Here is a 15,837-nt window from a genome sequence, read left to right on the forward strand (position 1 = left end):
AGAACAGAGCCTTTTGTTTAAAAATTAATCTTAAAGCTGATAAATACTGCTGTATTTTTCTTTTAAATATTTTACTAGGTATTCGGCATTTAAGCTTTCGCCGGTGACATCGTGAATAATTTCCAGCGGCTTTTTCATTTTACCAAAGCGGTGGACGTTCGTCGTAAACCACTTTTTTATAGGTAACAGCTCTCCCGTTGCCAATAATTCATCGAAATGGGGAATATCCTTAAGTAGCGAGTGCTTAAATTGGGCTGCATACATATAGCCTAACGCATAGGAAGGGAAATAACCAAAGCTTCCTCCCGCCCAATGAACATCCTGAAGAACTCCCTCTCCATCATGCTTTGGAACTACCCCTAAATACTCTTGATATTTTTTGTTCCAAACCTGTGGCAAATCCTTAACTTGTATTTCATCATTAAACAATCCTTTTTCAATCTCATACCGAATCATAATATGTAGTGGATAAGTTAGTTCATCAGCCTCGATTCTAATGAGTGAAGGCTTTGACTCATTAATCGCACGATAAAAATCAACAAGGCTTATATCCTCGAATTGGCCGGAGGAATAGTTCTTTAATAATGAATAATTCTTTTCCCAAAAAGATGGATGCCGGCCAACAAAGTTTTCATAAAAAAGCGATTGAGATTCATGAATACCCATTGAAGTTCCGGTACATAATGGAGTTCCAATCAGCTCTTGCGAAATGTTTTGCTCATAAAGGGCATGCCCCCCTTCATGAATGGTGCCAAAAACCGCCGTTCTAAAATCATGTTCATCATATTTTGTAGTGACACGGACGTCACCTGGATTTAAACCAGTAGCAAACGGATGAACCGTTTCGTCCAAACGGCCTGCATTAAAGTTGTACCCCATCTGTTTTAAAATTGCTAAGCTAAATTCCCGCTGTTGCTCCTTAGGGAAATTATGAAATAAAAACTTGGTTTCAGGCTGCTGCTGGGAATTTGAGATTGATTTTACCAGTGGAATAATTTCTCTTCGTAAATCCCCAAAGACTCGGTCCAAAACTTCAACCGTCATTCCCGGTTCATAAAGATCTAATAACGTATTATACTTATTTCCTTCATATCCCCAATAGCCGATAAATCGTTTTGTCATTTCAACCAATTTTTCTAGATAAGGCTGGAATTTTGCGAAGTCAGCATTAGCTTTCGCGGATTCCCAGATGCTCTCGGCTTTAGATTGCAAAATAACGTATTCTTTATATTCTTCAGCTGGTATTTTTTTATTACGATCATATTCCTTCTTGCATTCTTCTAATATTTTTTTCGTTACGATCGGCAAATCTTGTTTGGATAATTCAAAAATATAGGCTGCCATTTCAGGTGATGTAGACATTCGAAATACTTCCGATGATAGCATGCCAATCACTTCCGAACGCTGTTCAACTCCTTGCTTTGGCGCCCCCGTTCGCAAATCCCAAAAAATTAAAGCCAATGCCTCGTTAAATGCACTCATTTTTTTAACATAGTCGAGGAATTCTTTTTGAATCAAATCTGCTGATATGGTCATCACCTTTCCTCCTTTTAAAATCATTTCTTCCATTTTATCACAGTCTTTAAAAGAATGATTCACAAGGAAGTCCCATTAAAGGAACAAAAAAAGACAACAGCCAAAACTGTTGTCAAAAAATTAGAGAGGTTAAAAACATCCATTAAACAAGGTAATCCTTGGTCAATGGAGTAAAAGAAGAGAAAATAACTAAACAACATAAGGGTGCGGACTTATAAAAAGTCTCACTCCTTTCATTTGTCACATCTTCATGTTAATTATAGTGTTTTTCTATCGGTTTGTGTGTGACAAAAGTCGCACAAGATACCCAATAGAAAAATCCACCTTCCAAACCAGAAAGTGGATTTTCTACTATTCGCTGTAATATATTGCTATCTTTTTCTATACCAATAAACAACCTATGACCATGTGGATTTACTCTTCTTCAAGCGCCAAATCCTTTACTGGAAGCGGTTCGTTTTCTTGGTGAGTTACTTTTCGAAGATTAAATAATGCTTTAATGCAAAATACTACGAGAATGGCAACACCAATTAAGAATACTGTATCTGGAATGGCACGTATTGTTAATAAGGTTTCAACTGTTTCTTGCTGCAAGAATGACGCAGCACGCGATGAAGCGTAGCCATTCACAAATGCCGCTTTAAGCTGCATAAAGCCGACAGGAAGCAATGAAATGATAATCATCCCTGCAAGTCCAACATTTAATAGAATGCAAGATAGTTTAACCCATTTATCCTGCCATTTTTCAGGTTTTACAATATTTCTTAACGAGAAGACAAGGACCGCACAAGCAAACATTCCGTAAACCCCCATCATTGCACCGTGTCCATGTGTAGGAGTTAAGAATTGTCCATGCTCCAAGTAGCTGACTGCAGGTAAATTGATTAAGAACCCAAGAACACCTGCACCGACAAGATTCCAAACCGCAACAGAAATCAAGAACCAGAAGGTACCTTTATACGGGAAATCTACTCCACCGTCGCGCATCATCTTATATTGCTCATAAGCTTCTAAAATCAATAGTGTTAACGGGATAACTTCTAATGCAGAGAAGACCGCTCCCATTGCAATCCAAGCTTCTGACGATCCGTTGTAATAGTAATGGTGCCCGATTCCGATTACACCACTGCCTAATAGTAAGATTAGTTGGAAATACAATGCTTTAACGGTAGAACTCTTAGTCACAAGGTTCATTTGAACCATTAGGAATCCAATTACAACAACCGCAAATACTTCAAAGATTCCCTCTACCCAAAGGTGAATGATCCACCAGCGCCAGTAATCCGCAAAAGTGAAATGGGTTCCTGGATTAATTAAGAAAGCAAATAGGTAGAAGAATGGTACGGCAATAGCTGAATAGAATAATAGATGAATTAAACCGCCCTTGTCAGATTCACGTTTTAAACCGCTCTTAATCCCTCTGTATACGATGAACAACCAGATGATCATCCCTGCTGCGAGGATTACTTGCCAAATTCGGCCAAGCTCTAAATATTCCCAGCCTTGATGGCCCAATAAGAACCAGTTGTTTCCTAAATAACCGTTTGCTCCGAGCCATTGTCCAATCATACTTCCGCTAACTAATACAACTAATGCCCAGAATAAAATATCGACAAGCAGGCCTTGGCGTTTTGGCTCATGCCCGCCAACAAGAGGGGCAATAAAAATTCCCATTCCGAGCCAAGCAGTTGCAATCCAGAAGATGGCTAACTGAAGGTGGTAACCTTTAGCGATATTAAACGGTAAAATATCATAAACCCATTTCATTCCGAAAAAGCTATCAGGTTCAATGTAGTAGTGGGCTAAAAGCGCACCAAACATTGCTTGAATAAAGAATAAAACCGATACGATGACAAAATATTTACCAGACTTTAATTGTGATTTTGTAACAGGAAGCTTTCGCAAGTCAATTTGCGGGAAATTTCCTGGCGTATAAGCTTCTTGCATCCCAAGGTGATAACGATAGAATACAAACAAGATAATACCAACAAATAAAATCAAGACGGTTACACTGACTCCGCTCCACCATATAGCAGAGAACGACATTTCGTTTCCGGCATCTTCATAGTAAGGCCAGTTGTTTGTATACGTAATGTCATCTCCGACCCGTTCAGTACTTGATAGCCAAGCTGTCCAAAAGAAGAAATCTGAAATTTGTTCAATTTGGTCACCCTTCGATACCCATGAACGTTCACCTTCCGGCATATGCTTCTCTTGGATTAGGTTAGGCTTTAGTCCCCAGCCGTCCCCTTTTGTAAAAACTTCATGATAATACTCTCTTACTTTTTCTACCCCGTAAACTTGAGCATCTGTTATTACTAGAGAATCCTTGCTCTTGTCATAACGGTTTTCACGCATTTCCTCAATAACATTTTCACGAATGATTGCTTTTTCATCTTTATCTAAATCTTGATAATCTTTTCCGTATTGGTCATTTGCTTGATAATCCTGCATTCCTTTTGTATATACTTCTAAAGCTTCTGCAGTATAGTCCGGTCCCATGTAAGATCCATGTCCTAATACCGTCCCATAATCCATAAGCCCATACTTTTGGAAGACTGCCTGTCCGCCCATGATGGATTCTTTTGTGAAGATAACCTCTCCGGTTGAATCCGTCACCTCTAATGGACGGGGAGCCATATCTTTAAAAATCCAGAATCCCCCTACTAATAAAACGGTGAAACTAAGTATACATGTTGTAATAAGAATGGATTTTAAAAGTGCATTTTTGGGCCTAGCCTTATTTGCGTTTTTGGTTGCCATTCCAAACACTTCCTTTCTGTTTGTCTACGTCTTTTATTTTAGACACATAGCTGTAACAACTTTGTGAGTTGCCTCATCATTCAGGTGTGATATTTCACACACTTGAATAAAGGCTGAAAAAACGTATAGTGGAAGTGAATTCAGCACCTTACTCTCTAAATTTATAGACCATCCGTGATATTGGTCACTCATTTTCCCATGTAAATTGATTACGATACTAATATCAAATGAACATTTGAGGAGTGAATTGTATGGAAAGAAAATTAGTAGAAATGGACGTTCGTGAGGATATTCAAAATAAGCAGGAGCCATTCCAAAAGATTATGGAGGCCATTACAGGTTTAGGGCAGAATGATACCTTTATCCTTCACGCTCCATTTGAACCAGTTCCTTTATATGCAGTCATGAAAGCAAAGGGCTTTGAATACAATGCAGAAGAGCTCGGCGAAAAGCATTGGCAAATAACATTTCTTAAGAATTAAGCATAAAAAAAGCACAGCGGCTCGCTGTGCTTTTTTATTGGCTCTGTTAAATTGGGCTGTTGATTTCCGCTCCAGGTGCTCGCTTTCCGCGGGGGAGTCCGGGAGCCTCCTCGGCGCCTTAGCGCCTGTGGGGTCTCCCTTGACACCTTCTCCCGCAGGAGTCTCACACCTTCCGCTCCAATCAACAGATTGCTCAAAAACATTGTTCTTTAACACAGCTGTTTTATTAAACGGGTAATACCCCTTTAATTTTGAAAATGATGCTTTGATCAAGGTCGTTCTCGATTAAAATATGAACATTTCCTTCATCAGTGCTTGTCCTAATTAATCTTCCAACGCCCTGACGGAGTCTCAGCAACATGTAAGGGAGATCCACTTCTAAAAATGGATCTTCTGCCTCCTCCCGTTTAGCAGCAAAAACAGGATCAAGTGGCGGAAAAGGAAGGGAAAAGAGGATGACATTAGCCAGTGATTTCCCTGGAATATCAAGACCTTCCCATAAGTGAACAGCACACAAAACGGAATTCTGTTCATTTTGGAATTTGGAAACAAGCGTACTTATTTCAGCGTCGCCCTCAAAATAGACAGGACAAGCTAATTTTCCTTTTATATATTCCTTAAAGAAATAGAGCTCTGCCTGGTTGGAAAATAAGACGAGGGTTCCTCCAGAAGCATTAGAGAGCTTCGTCAATGCATAAGCCGATTTTTCCTCAAGATTGTACCGGTTAAATTCCGGAATAAAGATGGCCATTTTTTCTTCATAGTCAAATGGAGAATTTACCGTAAACGATAAATATTGATCAATACCGAGGCTATTCGCAATATACTCAAATGAACCATTTTCCGATAGAGTAGCCGACGAAAAGATATACGGCTTCGATTGCGAAAACACTTCCTCTTTCATAATATCTTTGACCAAACGCGGCATAATCACAAGTGTACGTTCCTCTTGATTTTCTTCAAACCAAGTAATTCCATTTGTTTTCCCTAAAAATAAGGATAATGAATACGTCATTTGATCTAAATATTCTTCAACAATTTTCAAATCATAATCATTAATTACAAATAACTCACTTTCAAAAACAAGCTCCTCTTCTAATGATTGCAATGTTTTCAGAAGCTTATTGCCGGTCATTAGTACCTCATTAGATTTTATAATTGTCTTCTTTTCCGACCCAATCGTATCCTTTGAGGAGTTTGTTAAACAACTAAAGAAATCCTGGCTTAACATAATGGCTTCCTCAATTATGTATAAGGTTTTCTCGCGGATATCATTACCGGCGATTTTTTCAAGAAGTGTAGCAAGTGTTTTATCAGTTAATTTATAGGTTAATGCCTTTTGGCAGGCATACTCGAGGAGATGGCCTTCATCAAACACAACACAGCAGCTTTCTGGTAGAAGCGGCAGTTGCCCTTCCCGTTTTCTGGACTCCTTTGTCCACACGTGTTCCATGTAAAAATCTTGGGAACAGATAATCAAATCACCACCGCTTCGATAATATTCACGGTGTAAGGTTTGTCCACAGCGATGCCGTTTGTCACAGGAGAAACAATCCTGAAGAGTATCCCAAGAAATTAAATTCCACTGCTCATCCGTTAAATTGGAGTAATTTTTCCTGTCTCCATAAGGACTAAAGGACTTCATCGAGCCCCCACTGTGAACGAATGTTGGGAGATCTTCATAAATGCTGTCAAATGTCCCCGTTTCATCATAATACTTGGATGCTTCAAGCTTATTTAAACATAAATATTGGTCACGAGATTTTGCTAAGCGTACGTCAACTGTCAACCCTAGAGCTTGCTCAAGTTTAGCAATATCTCCTTCTTTTTTTACCAACTGCTCAATTAATGTTTCATCCGCACAAGCAATTATGGCAGGTCTATTTGTATATCTTGCATAGCATAAGGCATATAAAAGATAAACAATCGTTTTCCCGGTACCTACCCCTGCTTCTGCAAACATCACTTTTTTTTCTTTAAACGCTTTTTCAAGTTGAAAAGCCATATATATTTGTTCGTCTCTTAATTCAAAACCAGCTTCAGGGAGGAAATCGTAAAAAACATCCCCAATCCAGTCATTTAATTGGTCGTAAAAGGATTCTGTTTTCGAAAGTGTAAACGGTAAGCGACTTTGCATAAAATTCCTCCAAAAAAGCAAATAGGGGGCTGCTCCTTTCGGAAACAGTCCCTCAGGTACAATTCATATTAACAAGAATATACGAAGCAGTGGTTCCGTAATAGCTATCACCTATGAGTATCGAACTGAGAATTACCCTATCCAATTGCTCGTGACATATTATAGTATAATGCCTCTTGCAACTGTTTCTGAGCCGATTCTAGTTGGAGTAAGGCGAAGTGAGGAACCTTCTCCGACTGTTTCATCGTTTCTAAAGATAGAGCCAGTGCCCGCGAAATTTTAATAAAATCAATTTGGATCGGATCCATGATCATACCCCCTCAACAAAAAAAACAATATAATTGTATTTTATTCCGTTTCAGGGATGATTATGCTTAATTTTGGCGCGGTGGTCTTTTTCCCCAATACTGATAAAAATCAGTTCTGATGAAGCCATTAAACAGCTTCCGCTTCTTAGTAGCTGGTTTTCCAAATAAGCTTTCAAATTCGGGATGACTTGTTAAAATGTAAATCGACCATGTATCCAATCCAGCAAAGACTTGGCCCATTTCTCGATACATTTTCTCTACTGCTTGTTTCTCGCCGAGACGTTCTCCATACGGAGGATTACCGATAATCACACCATAATCCTGCTTTACAGTCAAATCCTGTACCCTCATTTGTTTAAAGGAAACAAGATCCCCTAGCCCTGCTTCAAAAGCATTTTCCTCAGCCATTTTGACCATGCGGTGGTCTATATCTGAACCCGTTATATCTAACGGCTGATCGTATTTAGCTAAATCCTCAGCTTCATTCCTTGCTTGATCCCATAGCTCTCCCGAAATAAGCGGCCAAGTTTCTGATACAAATTCCCGGTTGAAACCAGGTGCAATATTTTGCCCAATCAACGCCGCTTCAATTGGGATAGTTCCTGAGCCACAGAACGGATCGATAAGGGGCTTATCTGGAGTCCAATTGGTCAGCATGACAAGCGCTGCCGCAAGAGTTTCTTTTAACGGAGCCTCTCCTTGATCTGCTCGATATCCACGCTTATGTAAACCCACACCGCTTGCATCAATGGTTATTGTGGCAATATCCTTTAGAAGTGCTACTTCAATTTTAAATTTCGGTCCATTTTCTTCAAACCATGTAGTTCGCTTATAGTGCCTTTTCAATCGATCCACGATTGCTTTTTTCACAATCGCCTGGCAATCCGAAACACTAAATAATTTTGATTTAACTGATTTCCCTGTAACCGGAAATTCGGCGTCCTCCGGTAAATATTGCTCCCAGTCAAGAGCCTTTGTTTTCTCAAAAAGTTCATCAAAACTGGTGGCACGGAATTCGCCCACTTTTATCTTAATTCGGTCCGCCGTTCTAAGCCAAAGATTACTTCTGGCAATTGCAAGACCATCCCCTTTATAGGAGATTCTTCCATTTTCAACTGTACATTCATAACCTAAATCACGAACTTCTTTCGCTACTAATGCTTCTAAGCCCATTGCAGAAGTGGCAATCAAATCAAATGTTTTCATTTTTTCACCCTTACTGAGTTTTGTCCATAATCATTATTATCTATTTTCTAATTAAAAACAAGAAAAGCTCTCCATCAAGGAGAGCTTACGTTTCCATATACACTCATACAAGCCTTTAATAACGTTCTGTAAGCCATGTTCTGTTCCATTGTACTGCAAGCGACCAACGTCTCGTACTCCGGTGGTAATCATCTATCTACAGATTGAGAACAATCTGTCCTTCTCCTCGTTGAATTCCTCAGAGAAAGTGCCCCTACCATTATTTGGGTTTCTCGCTCGTGGGGTTTACCCGTTCCACCCTCTCCATTTCTGAAGAGGCTACGTCACTGTGGCACTTTTATAGGTACTCATGCCATATCCTTGAAGGACTTAGGCATTTTTCCGGCCGTCAGCCGAGGTGAACTCGACTGCCCTAGCTTATTTATTGGCTAGGCACGAACACTACGAGCATCTCAGCTCGTGCGAGCATGGACTTTCCTCTACAAATTGCTTACGCTCTTTGCAGCGATTACCCGAACGCTATTAAAGATTACATTGCTTATTATATGTAATAATACTTATCTTCGCAATGGTATTTACATGAAAATCTGGTAGATATACTTTTTCATTATTCGTAAAGCTTACTTCCGAATACGTGCTTCTCTAAATTTGAGAGGCGCTTTAAAATATCAAAATTAGTTGTTCCAACTGCCGCTTGAGGATTTTGACGACGGGAAGTATCCTCAAGTTGTTTTTTGAGACGCACGATTTCTTGCTGTAATTCATCAATTTCCTGATGAAATGCTTCATAATCCTTTATGATTAAATCTAAGAATTTGTCTACATCTTCTTGCTTATAACCACGCATAGACGATTTAAACTCTTTTTCCAAGATATCCTTGGCTGTTAACTTTAATTTATCTGTCAGCATTGCATTCACCTCAAGTATCCCCAATCATCAAATTATATTTTTTCAAAAATATAAGCTTTTGTCAATTTTTCTTTGTAAATTAATACTGATCCTGTTGTAAATCCTCTACCAAGATTTGCATATCATAAAATCCTATTAAGCGCAGATCATACGAATGCTTCTCTTTGTATTTTTGGGCTGTTTCATATAAGTATTTTGGACCGCCTTCTTTTTCTTGATCATAAAAAAGAATGAGCCCATCACTTTTTTCCACAAAAAATTGATTTTTTAATCGGAATTGCCACGGGCCTTCATACTTTTTTTTAGTAATACTATCAACATAGTCTGCCTGGACAATTACCGATTCATATAATTCTTTATTTTGTTCATTCCAACTTTCTTCTTGGTCCAAAAATGGAGTAATGACCCCTAACTGAAGGGAGGGAAATTCTGTTTGTAAATCAAATACAACCTCAGCTGCCCAAAGCTCTGTTCCAAGTTGTCCACTAATAATTACCCACTCTAGACCATTATCTAACAGCGCTTCTAATTCCTTCCGAATGGCCAGCTTAATAAAACCAACCGCCGGGTGATTATGCTGGAATAGGCCTAACTCAAAGGGTTTATAACCTGAAACCGCAACTACCTTTACCAACTAGATAACTCCTTTACTTTTCTTATTACAAAACCTATGTAATATTTATTCAGCTACTTTCCCATTTATTTCATTTTAGGACACATAATGAAACAAAACAAGGACTTAAAAAGCCCTTGTTTTAAAAAATCGATATTATCGCCAAGGTGGTCTAACCCCTGGGAAAGGTCGAGGAACCGGCCCAGGTCCTGCATTGAAATGTTGGTGAGTTACTTCATTCGTAAAGGATTGAGTATGTGGATAATAATGCTGATGTTGATAAAATTCATGGTTTACATTAGTGGTATGAGACGGATGAATATGTGGAACGATATAGTTCTGACAAGTGTGGTTCACACAGCATTTTGTCGGATGAACAATTGGAGGCAACATACATGTTGGGCATTTACAGTGCATAGGATGCATAGGATACATACAAGATTCTCCCTTCTCTTTAGACTATCTTTACATTACTAGCCTATGTCGAAGAAAGGTATCTTGTACTAATGAAAATACCTATTTATTTTAAGAAAACATTAAATAGGCGGAAATCCCTTATGGTTAAAAGGTTAGAAAAGCGAATACTTCCGCCTATTTTTTCTATTTTTTTAAAATTACAGCATGCTGTAAAAACTATCTTTTAATCCAGTGAACAAAATCGCAGTTAAACAGACAACGGCAAAAAATAAGACTAAAATTGCTTTATACACGGTACCCTCTCCAGCTAAAATTTCAATGGAATAATCCATACAAGTTAACATTTTACCTCGATACCCCTATTGATACAATAAGAAAATACTCGTTTTTTGCCGAAAAAATGTGAATATTTTGTTACAGTACATCAGTCCAAAATTCCTACTAAAGTTAGCTGATTTTTGCCTTTTGCTTTTTCATTAATCGTAATAGCCGTTTTTCTATTTCAAGAAAAAACGGGTCCTCTGATTGGTTTCCACCGCTTTTTTTTGCCTGTTTAGCTTTTTCTGTGTAGTATATTGCTTTATCTATACTTTTAAGCCGATGCTCAAAGATTTTTGCCAACTCCACGCATGCTTCAATTTGTAAAAGTGGTATTCCGCCTTCTGCAACCTTTTCCCATAGCTGAACTGCCTGCTCCCATTCCTTACTTCTTTTATACTCAAAGGCTAAGGCATGCATCGCTTTCAACGCATCCTCATTGTCTTCTGTTAGCAAATCAGTAAATGCCTCCTTCGCCTGAGAGGAATGTCCCAGAGCAGCAAACCACTTCCCTACCTCAAATGTTTCGGTGGAAGTTTGCTGTTGATCAAGCCGTAAAAGCTGAAAAGAAAGATGGATATACAGTGTGATGAGCGATAAAATATCCACTTCATTATGCTTAATCACCCCAAGGAGGCCGTGCGGATTTTTCGTTTCGAGAAAATCAAAATAGATCATTGGAGCTAAAAAACCGGGAATATCGTCCTCTCTAGTCACCCCAAGAACTTCTTTCTCGACAATCGACAGCTTTAATTTTTCTAGCTTGTGCTTCCACATTCTTCTCGCTGCATGAAATAAATCAAAATGGCCGAAATCCGGAAGCTTAGGCACATGCTCCCTAATCAAAGTGTGTCTGGTTTTAACTTGGGGCCAATCAAAGGCACGCCCATTGTAGGTTACGAGGGTTTTGTAATCGACACTTTCTAAAAAGCTTTGGTATAAAGGAATCTCCGCTCCAGGATGAGGCAGGATATGCTGTTTTACCGTAACATGGTCGTTTGTAACCCGGGCATGTCCGAGTAAGAAAATCGTATTTCCCGCTCCTCCTCCTAACCCTGTTGTCTCGGTATCAAAGAAAAACAATTCCTCCGGTGTATGACCCACTGCGGATAATGGATGATTGACTTTCATTTCATTCCATAATTGTACAGCCGTAAATAATTGTTGAAAGGAATACTTCCCATGTTGAAAAGTTAACGGATAGGTTACCTCCCGTACTAAACAGTAGTCATTGTCAAAAAAGTACGGCGTAACATGAGAGTTGCTCCATTCTTCAAGATAGGGTATAGCAGTGGATGCCGGAGTTGGGGCTGCACTCGGTTTTTCTTTTTCCGTACTTTTTAAATGAGGCTTTAAGCGATTTAATTTATTCTTAAGCGACATCTTCCCCACCCCTATCGTCCCTCAGGCAAAAATAATTGGAGAATCTTCAGAACGTCCTCCTTAGCTGAGTTGCTCTGTGTATCCGTTCCAACACAAGATGGACAACCATGCTCACATTGGCAACGCTCGACCATCTTTTTCGTTTCCGTTAGTACAAACTCGATTCCAGAAAAAACTTTTTCACTTAAACCAATTCCACCCGGATAACGATCATAGAAAAAGATCGTTGGTTTTTCATTATGGGCCGCCTTCACTTGCGGGACTACATGAATATCCTGTGGATCACACATGACAAATAGCGGCACAATCGATTTAAGGGAGTGTGCTGTACCGATAAGTCCCTGCTCTAATCGTTCTTCACTTAAATGAGTCAGTTCCTTTTGTAACGAGATCCAGGCCGCGCTCGTATGCAATTCCTCTTCAGGCAGATGAATAGGGCCTGAGCCGATATTTTCATGAGTTTCAAATTTTATTTTTTTAAAAAGGGTTGCCATAGCATTAACGCTCACATCACCATAGCCTAATTGCCAAGCTACACCAGAACGTTCTTTATCTACTTCCAACACCTTTAAGGACACGGCTAAATTGGCATCGGTAAAATAATCGACGTCTACTTCTCGGACAAAAGCCTTTTTTTCATCCCAATCGAGCATTTCTACCTGAAATTGAATTCCTTGGTGCAGATAAATCGCTTCCTCATGCAGCAGGGTCATCGCTGAAAAACGGTCCATTTCTCCAATGACCTTGGTCTTGCCCGATTCGGTTTGATCGATGATAACGACGTTTTCCTGTGATGCTGACCGTAAGCTGATGTTATGTGCGGGAAAAGAATCGTTCATCCAATACCATTTATCACCGTTTTGAAACAACACCCGCTCCTCTGTTAAATATTCGAGCAGTTCCTCGGTCTCAACCGAGCCAAATGCCTCTCCTTGTTTAAAGGGGAGCTCGTATGCTGCACATTTCATGTGGTCAATTAAAATAATTAAATTATCTGGGTTAATTCGCGCTGTTTCCGGACTTTTTTCAAAGAAATAATCCGGGTTTTGAATCACATATTGGTCAAGAGGACTTGAGCTTGCCACAAGGATAACCAATGACTCATCGTGACGTCTTCCTGCCCTGCCTGCTTGCTGCCAGGCACTGGCAATTGAACCCGGGTATCCGGTCATTATGCATACCTGCAGTTGTCCAATATCAACGCCTAGCTCAAGGGCATTGGTGCTGACAACCCCGTATATTTCACCGGAGCGAAGTCCTTTTTCAATTTCTCGCCGCTCCGTCGGCAAATATCCGCCTCGATATCCGCGAATTGATTTTGGTCCGAGCTGATATTTAACTAATTCCTTTAAATAGGTTAGCAGAATTTCAACTCTTACCCTGCTCCTAGCAAAGACAATTGTCTGGATTTTATTTTTTAATAGCTCCCCGGCAAGCTTTCTCGCGTCCAGCGTCGCGCTCCTGCGGATATTGAGCTGCTTATTAATAACAGGAGGATTGTAAAAGAGAAAATGCTTACGGCCGCTCGGAGCCCCGTTATTATCAATTAAGGTCATTTCTTTTTCAGTCAATCGCTCTGCCAATTCAAGCGGGTTCGCAATTGTTGCCGAGGTACAAATAAAAACGGGGTCGCTCCCATAATATTGACAGATTCTTCGCAAACGGCGGATCACATTTGCTACATGACTGCCAAATACGCCCCGATAAATATGAAGCTCATCGATAACTACAAATTTTAAATTTTCAAATAACGATACCCATTTTGTATGATGAGGAAGAATGGCAGAATGCAGCATATCGGGATTGGTGATGACGATATGACCGGCCCGGCGCACCTTTTGCCTAATATTAGCCGATGTATCTCCGTCATAAGTATAACAATTCAAATCCAACTCCCCATCTTGGATTAATTCATTCAACTCACTCTTTTGGTCCTGCGCAAGGGCTTTCGTTGGAAACATGTAAAGTGCTCTGGCACCTGGTTGATTCAATAACGTTTGTAATACAGGCAGATTATAACAAAGTGTTTTTCCCGAAGCAGTTGGTGTTACCGCAACAATACTGTTGTCATTGCTTACTGCTTCATAGGCCGATGCTTGATGGGTATATAATTGGTTGACTCCACGTTGTTCAAGCGCTTTTGCCAATTTTACGTGAAGGTCAGCCGGAAAAGGAACCGTATGTGCTTCCTTGGCTTCAATGGTGTGCCAGTATTCAATGCTCTGTTTTATTTCTTCTTTTTCTTTAAGTAAGGATAGGATATCCTGTAAATTTTTTCTCACTTTCAACGTACTCACCTCGATTCTTCTATTTTATCGAATAAACGTTCGCAAAAAAAGAGAACAGTTAAAATTTATCCCTCCCAATAACATCCATATTTCCTTGCCCCTGTATTGTTTTGTTTGAATTTTGCCGATAAATAGTGACTTACCGTATTTATTTGTTAAAATAAAAAGAAGTAAAGGCGATATTTCCGAGGTGCTATCATGAAAAAAGAACAGATAAAAAAGGTACTATCCCAATTTTCGTTATTTCGCGATTTAGATGATCAAGAGATATGTAAAATTGTTGAGATCGCTATTGCCCGAGACCTAAAGAAAAGCAGTCATGTTTTTTTACAAGGTGATCCCATCACCAATGTTTACTTTATTAACGAGGGCAAGGTTAAAATTTATAAGAGTGATTCAAATGGCAGAGAACAAATTGTGGCGATTGCTAAAGCAGGCGAAATGTTTCCACATGTTGGCTTTTTCAGAAAAGGTGAGTATCCTGCTTTTGCAGAAGTCATCGAAAACGCCAAGCTTGTCGTTGTTCCCATTGATCAATTTGAAAAAGTACTGATCGACAATCCTCATTTATGCATTAAAGTTTTTAACGTGCTTGGGGAAAAAATTATCGATCTACAGGATCGCCTAGAAGAACAAATTTTGAATAATACGTATGAGCAAATAATCAAACTGCTGATCAGATTATCAGAAAAACACGGATCTGAGCTCGAGGATGGCAGGGTTTTACTTAAATCTGATTTTACCAATAAAGATTTAGCGAACATGATTGGAACAACGAGAGAAACCGTCAGCCGCACACTGACAAAAATGAAAAAAGAGGCTTTGATTGAAGTGAATGAAGCCGGAGATATGATTTTAGATCCTGAAGTATTGTTAGATGAGATATTTTAGAAAGGGGCGAAATGGCGCCTCTTTTTTTAGTGTGGATTTGGAATGGTCGTAAGCAAATCCCTTTGGAGTTAGCCTATTTTTCTAAATTTGATGGGATTTTTTTAAAAAAAATACGATTTTTTTGATAATCTCAGTGGTTTTCTTATAAAAATGTTCATTTTAAGAGAAAAAACCAGCTGTTTTTTCAAAAACTTCACGTATTTTAAGGATTTTACGCTTTTTTCAAAAAATATTTGCTCTCATGAAGGCCGTTATGCCCGTTTAAATGTGGATATGGTCTATTTCAAAAAATATATGGTACAACTTTGAAAATATATGGTACAACTTTAAAAATATATCGGACAACTTCGAAATTTTATCGGACAAGTTTCAATTATATGCCCACGTATTCCCCGATATGCTCATCTATTCCTCTAAATGAGACACCCCCCATCTCCCATCCTCCCCCGCCCCAAACAAGCATAAAAAAACAACCGCAGAGAGGTAAAGTGTACCCTTTGTAAAGGACATTTTAAAAAAGGCCTAGGCTACCTGTAAAAGATGATTCCTGTACTGTACAGGAGTCATCTTTTTTAGGTTCCATTG

Annotated in this window: 13 protein-coding genes and 1 other RNA gene; 2 read left to right on the top strand and 12 right to left on the bottom strand. The window is 39.2% G+C overall.

Features of this window, described 5'->3' with window-relative positions:
• Positions 1 to 30 precede the first annotated feature (30 nt).
• On the bottom strand, positions 31 to 1,536 hold the full coding sequence (locus tag ACI48O_RS15035) for a carboxypeptidase M32 (RefSeq protein WP_435562647.1): 1,506 nt from the start codon (positions 1,534 to 1,536) through the stop codon (positions 31 to 33).
• Positions 1,537 to 1,950: 414 nt separating this feature from the next.
• Positions 1,951 to 4,299 (bottom strand): nitric-oxide reductase large subunit, encoded by a 2,349-nt coding sequence (locus ACI48O_RS15040; protein ID WP_435562648.1) that lies wholly within the window; start codon positions 4,297 to 4,299, stop codon positions 1,951 to 1,953.
• Between the two features lie 251 nt (positions 4,300 to 4,550).
• On the opposite strand from ACI48O_RS15040, the gene ACI48O_RS15045 reads away from it, so the two are divergent.
• Positions 4,551 to 4,781: a DUF2249 domain-containing protein gene (locus ACI48O_RS15045; RefSeq protein ID WP_435562649.1), complete on the top strand. Its 231-nt coding sequence runs from the start codon at positions 4,551 to 4,553 to the stop codon at positions 4,779 to 4,781.
• Between the two features lie 226 nt (positions 4,782 to 5,007).
• On the opposite strand, the gene ACI48O_RS15050 is transcribed toward ACI48O_RS15045, so the two are convergent.
• From ACI48O_RS15050 to ACI48O_RS15095, 10 genes are all read right to left on the bottom strand, one after another.
• A complete protein-coding gene (locus tag ACI48O_RS15050) occupies positions 5,008 to 6,918 on the bottom strand; it encodes an ATP-dependent DNA helicase (RefSeq protein WP_435562650.1) in 1,911 nt (636 codons plus the stop codon).
• A gap of 137 nt (positions 6,919 to 7,055) precedes the next feature.
• Positions 7,056 to 7,226, bottom strand: a complete 171-nt coding sequence (locus ACI48O_RS15055) for a hypothetical protein (protein ID WP_435562651.1) — start codon at positions 7,224 to 7,226, stop codon at positions 7,056 to 7,058.
• A gap of 66 nt (positions 7,227 to 7,292) precedes the next feature.
• Positions 7,293 to 8,432 (bottom strand): THUMP domain-containing class I SAM-dependent RNA methyltransferase, encoded by a 1,140-nt coding sequence (locus ACI48O_RS15060; RefSeq protein WP_435562652.1) that lies wholly within the window; start codon positions 8,430 to 8,432, stop codon positions 7,293 to 7,295.
• A gap of 124 nt (positions 8,433 to 8,556) precedes the next feature.
• An RNA gene (rnpB, locus tag ACI48O_RS15065) (RNase P RNA component class B) lies at positions 8,557 to 8,952 on the bottom strand.
• A gap of 87 nt (positions 8,953 to 9,039) precedes the next feature.
• Positions 9,040 to 9,342 (bottom strand): cell division regulator GpsB, encoded by a 303-nt coding sequence (gpsB, locus tag ACI48O_RS15070; protein ID WP_435562658.1) that lies wholly within the window; start codon positions 9,340 to 9,342, stop codon positions 9,040 to 9,042.
• A gap of 79 nt (positions 9,343 to 9,421) precedes the next feature.
• Positions 9,422 to 9,976: an SLOG family protein gene (locus tag ACI48O_RS15075; RefSeq protein WP_435562653.1), complete on the bottom strand. Its 555-nt coding sequence runs from the start codon at positions 9,974 to 9,976 to the stop codon at positions 9,422 to 9,424.
• A gap of 135 nt (positions 9,977 to 10,111) precedes the next feature.
• Positions 10,112 to 10,372, bottom strand: a complete 261-nt coding sequence (locus tag ACI48O_RS15080) for a CotD family spore coat protein (RefSeq protein ID WP_435562659.1) — start codon at positions 10,370 to 10,372, stop codon at positions 10,112 to 10,114.
• 197 nt (positions 10,373 to 10,569) lie between these two features.
• Entirely contained in the window at positions 10,570 to 10,716 is a 147-nt protein-coding gene (locus tag ACI48O_RS15085) for a hypothetical protein (RefSeq protein ID WP_435562654.1), read from the bottom strand.
• Positions 10,717 to 10,819: 103 nt separating this feature from the next.
• Positions 10,820 to 12,073 carry a ribonuclease H-like domain-containing protein gene (locus tag ACI48O_RS15090; RefSeq protein ID WP_435562655.1) on the bottom strand — a complete coding sequence of 418 codons (1,254 nt, stop codon included), beginning with the start codon at positions 12,071 to 12,073 and terminating at the stop codon, positions 10,820 to 10,822.
• Positions 12,074 to 12,084: 11 nt separating this feature from the next.
• Positions 12,085 to 14,361 carry a DEAD/DEAH box helicase gene (locus ACI48O_RS15095; protein ID WP_435562656.1) on the bottom strand — a complete coding sequence of 759 codons (2,277 nt, stop codon included), beginning with the start codon at positions 14,359 to 14,361 and terminating at the stop codon, positions 12,085 to 12,087.
• A gap of 198 nt (positions 14,362 to 14,559) precedes the next feature.
• Between ACI48O_RS15095 and ACI48O_RS15100 the strand changes: the two genes are divergently transcribed.
• Positions 14,560 to 15,252 (top strand): Crp/Fnr family transcriptional regulator, encoded by a 693-nt coding sequence (locus ACI48O_RS15100; protein ID WP_435562657.1) that lies wholly within the window; start codon positions 14,560 to 14,562, stop codon positions 15,250 to 15,252.
• The last annotated feature ends 585 nt before the right edge of the window (positions 15,253 to 15,837 follow it).

It is taken from the genome of Neobacillus terrisolis (genome assembly GCF_051233475.1).
In the GTDB taxonomy this organism is placed as follows: domain Bacteria; phylum Bacillota; class Bacilli; order Bacillales; family Cytobacillaceae; genus Bacillus_BU.

Excerpts from the sequence above, each read along its gene's own strand:
- ACI48O_RS15035 (WP_435562647.1), bottom strand. The coding sequence starts at position 1,536 with ATGACCATATCAGCAGATTTGATTCAAAAAGAATTCCTCGACTATGTT.
- ACI48O_RS15040 (WP_435562648.1), bottom strand. The coding sequence starts at position 4,299 with ATGGCAACCAAAAACGCAAATAAGGCTAGGCCCAAAAATGCACTTTTA.
- ACI48O_RS15045 (WP_435562649.1), top strand. The coding sequence starts at position 4,551 with ATGGAAAGAAAATTAGTAGAAATGGACGTTCGTGAGGATATTCAAAAT.
- ACI48O_RS15050 (WP_435562650.1), bottom strand. The coding sequence starts at position 6,918 with ATGCAAAGTCGCTTACCGTTTACACTTTCGAAAACAGAATCCTTTTAC.
- ACI48O_RS15055 (WP_435562651.1), bottom strand. The coding sequence starts at position 7,226 with ATGGATCCGATCCAAATTGATTTTATTAAAATTTCGCGGGCACTGGCT.
- ACI48O_RS15060 (WP_435562652.1), bottom strand. The coding sequence starts at position 8,432 with ATGAAAACATTTGATTTGATTGCCACTTCTGCAATGGGCTTAGAAGCA.
- gpsB (WP_435562658.1), bottom strand. The coding sequence starts at position 9,342 with ATGCTGACAGATAAATTAAAGTTAACAGCCAAGGATATCTTGGAAAAA.
- ACI48O_RS15080 (WP_435562659.1), bottom strand. The coding sequence starts at position 10,372 with ATGCACTGTAAATGCCCAACATGTATGTTGCCTCCAATTGTTCATCCG.
- ACI48O_RS15085 (WP_435562654.1), bottom strand. The coding sequence starts at position 10,716 with ATGTTAACTTGTATGGATTATTCCATTGAAATTTTAGCTGGAGAGGGT.
- ACI48O_RS15090 (WP_435562655.1), bottom strand. The coding sequence starts at position 12,073 with ATGTCGCTTAAGAATAAATTAAATCGCTTAAAGCCTCATTTAAAAAGT.
- ACI48O_RS15100 (WP_435562657.1), top strand. The coding sequence starts at position 14,560 with ATGAAAAAAGAACAGATAAAAAAGGTACTATCCCAATTTTCGTTATTT.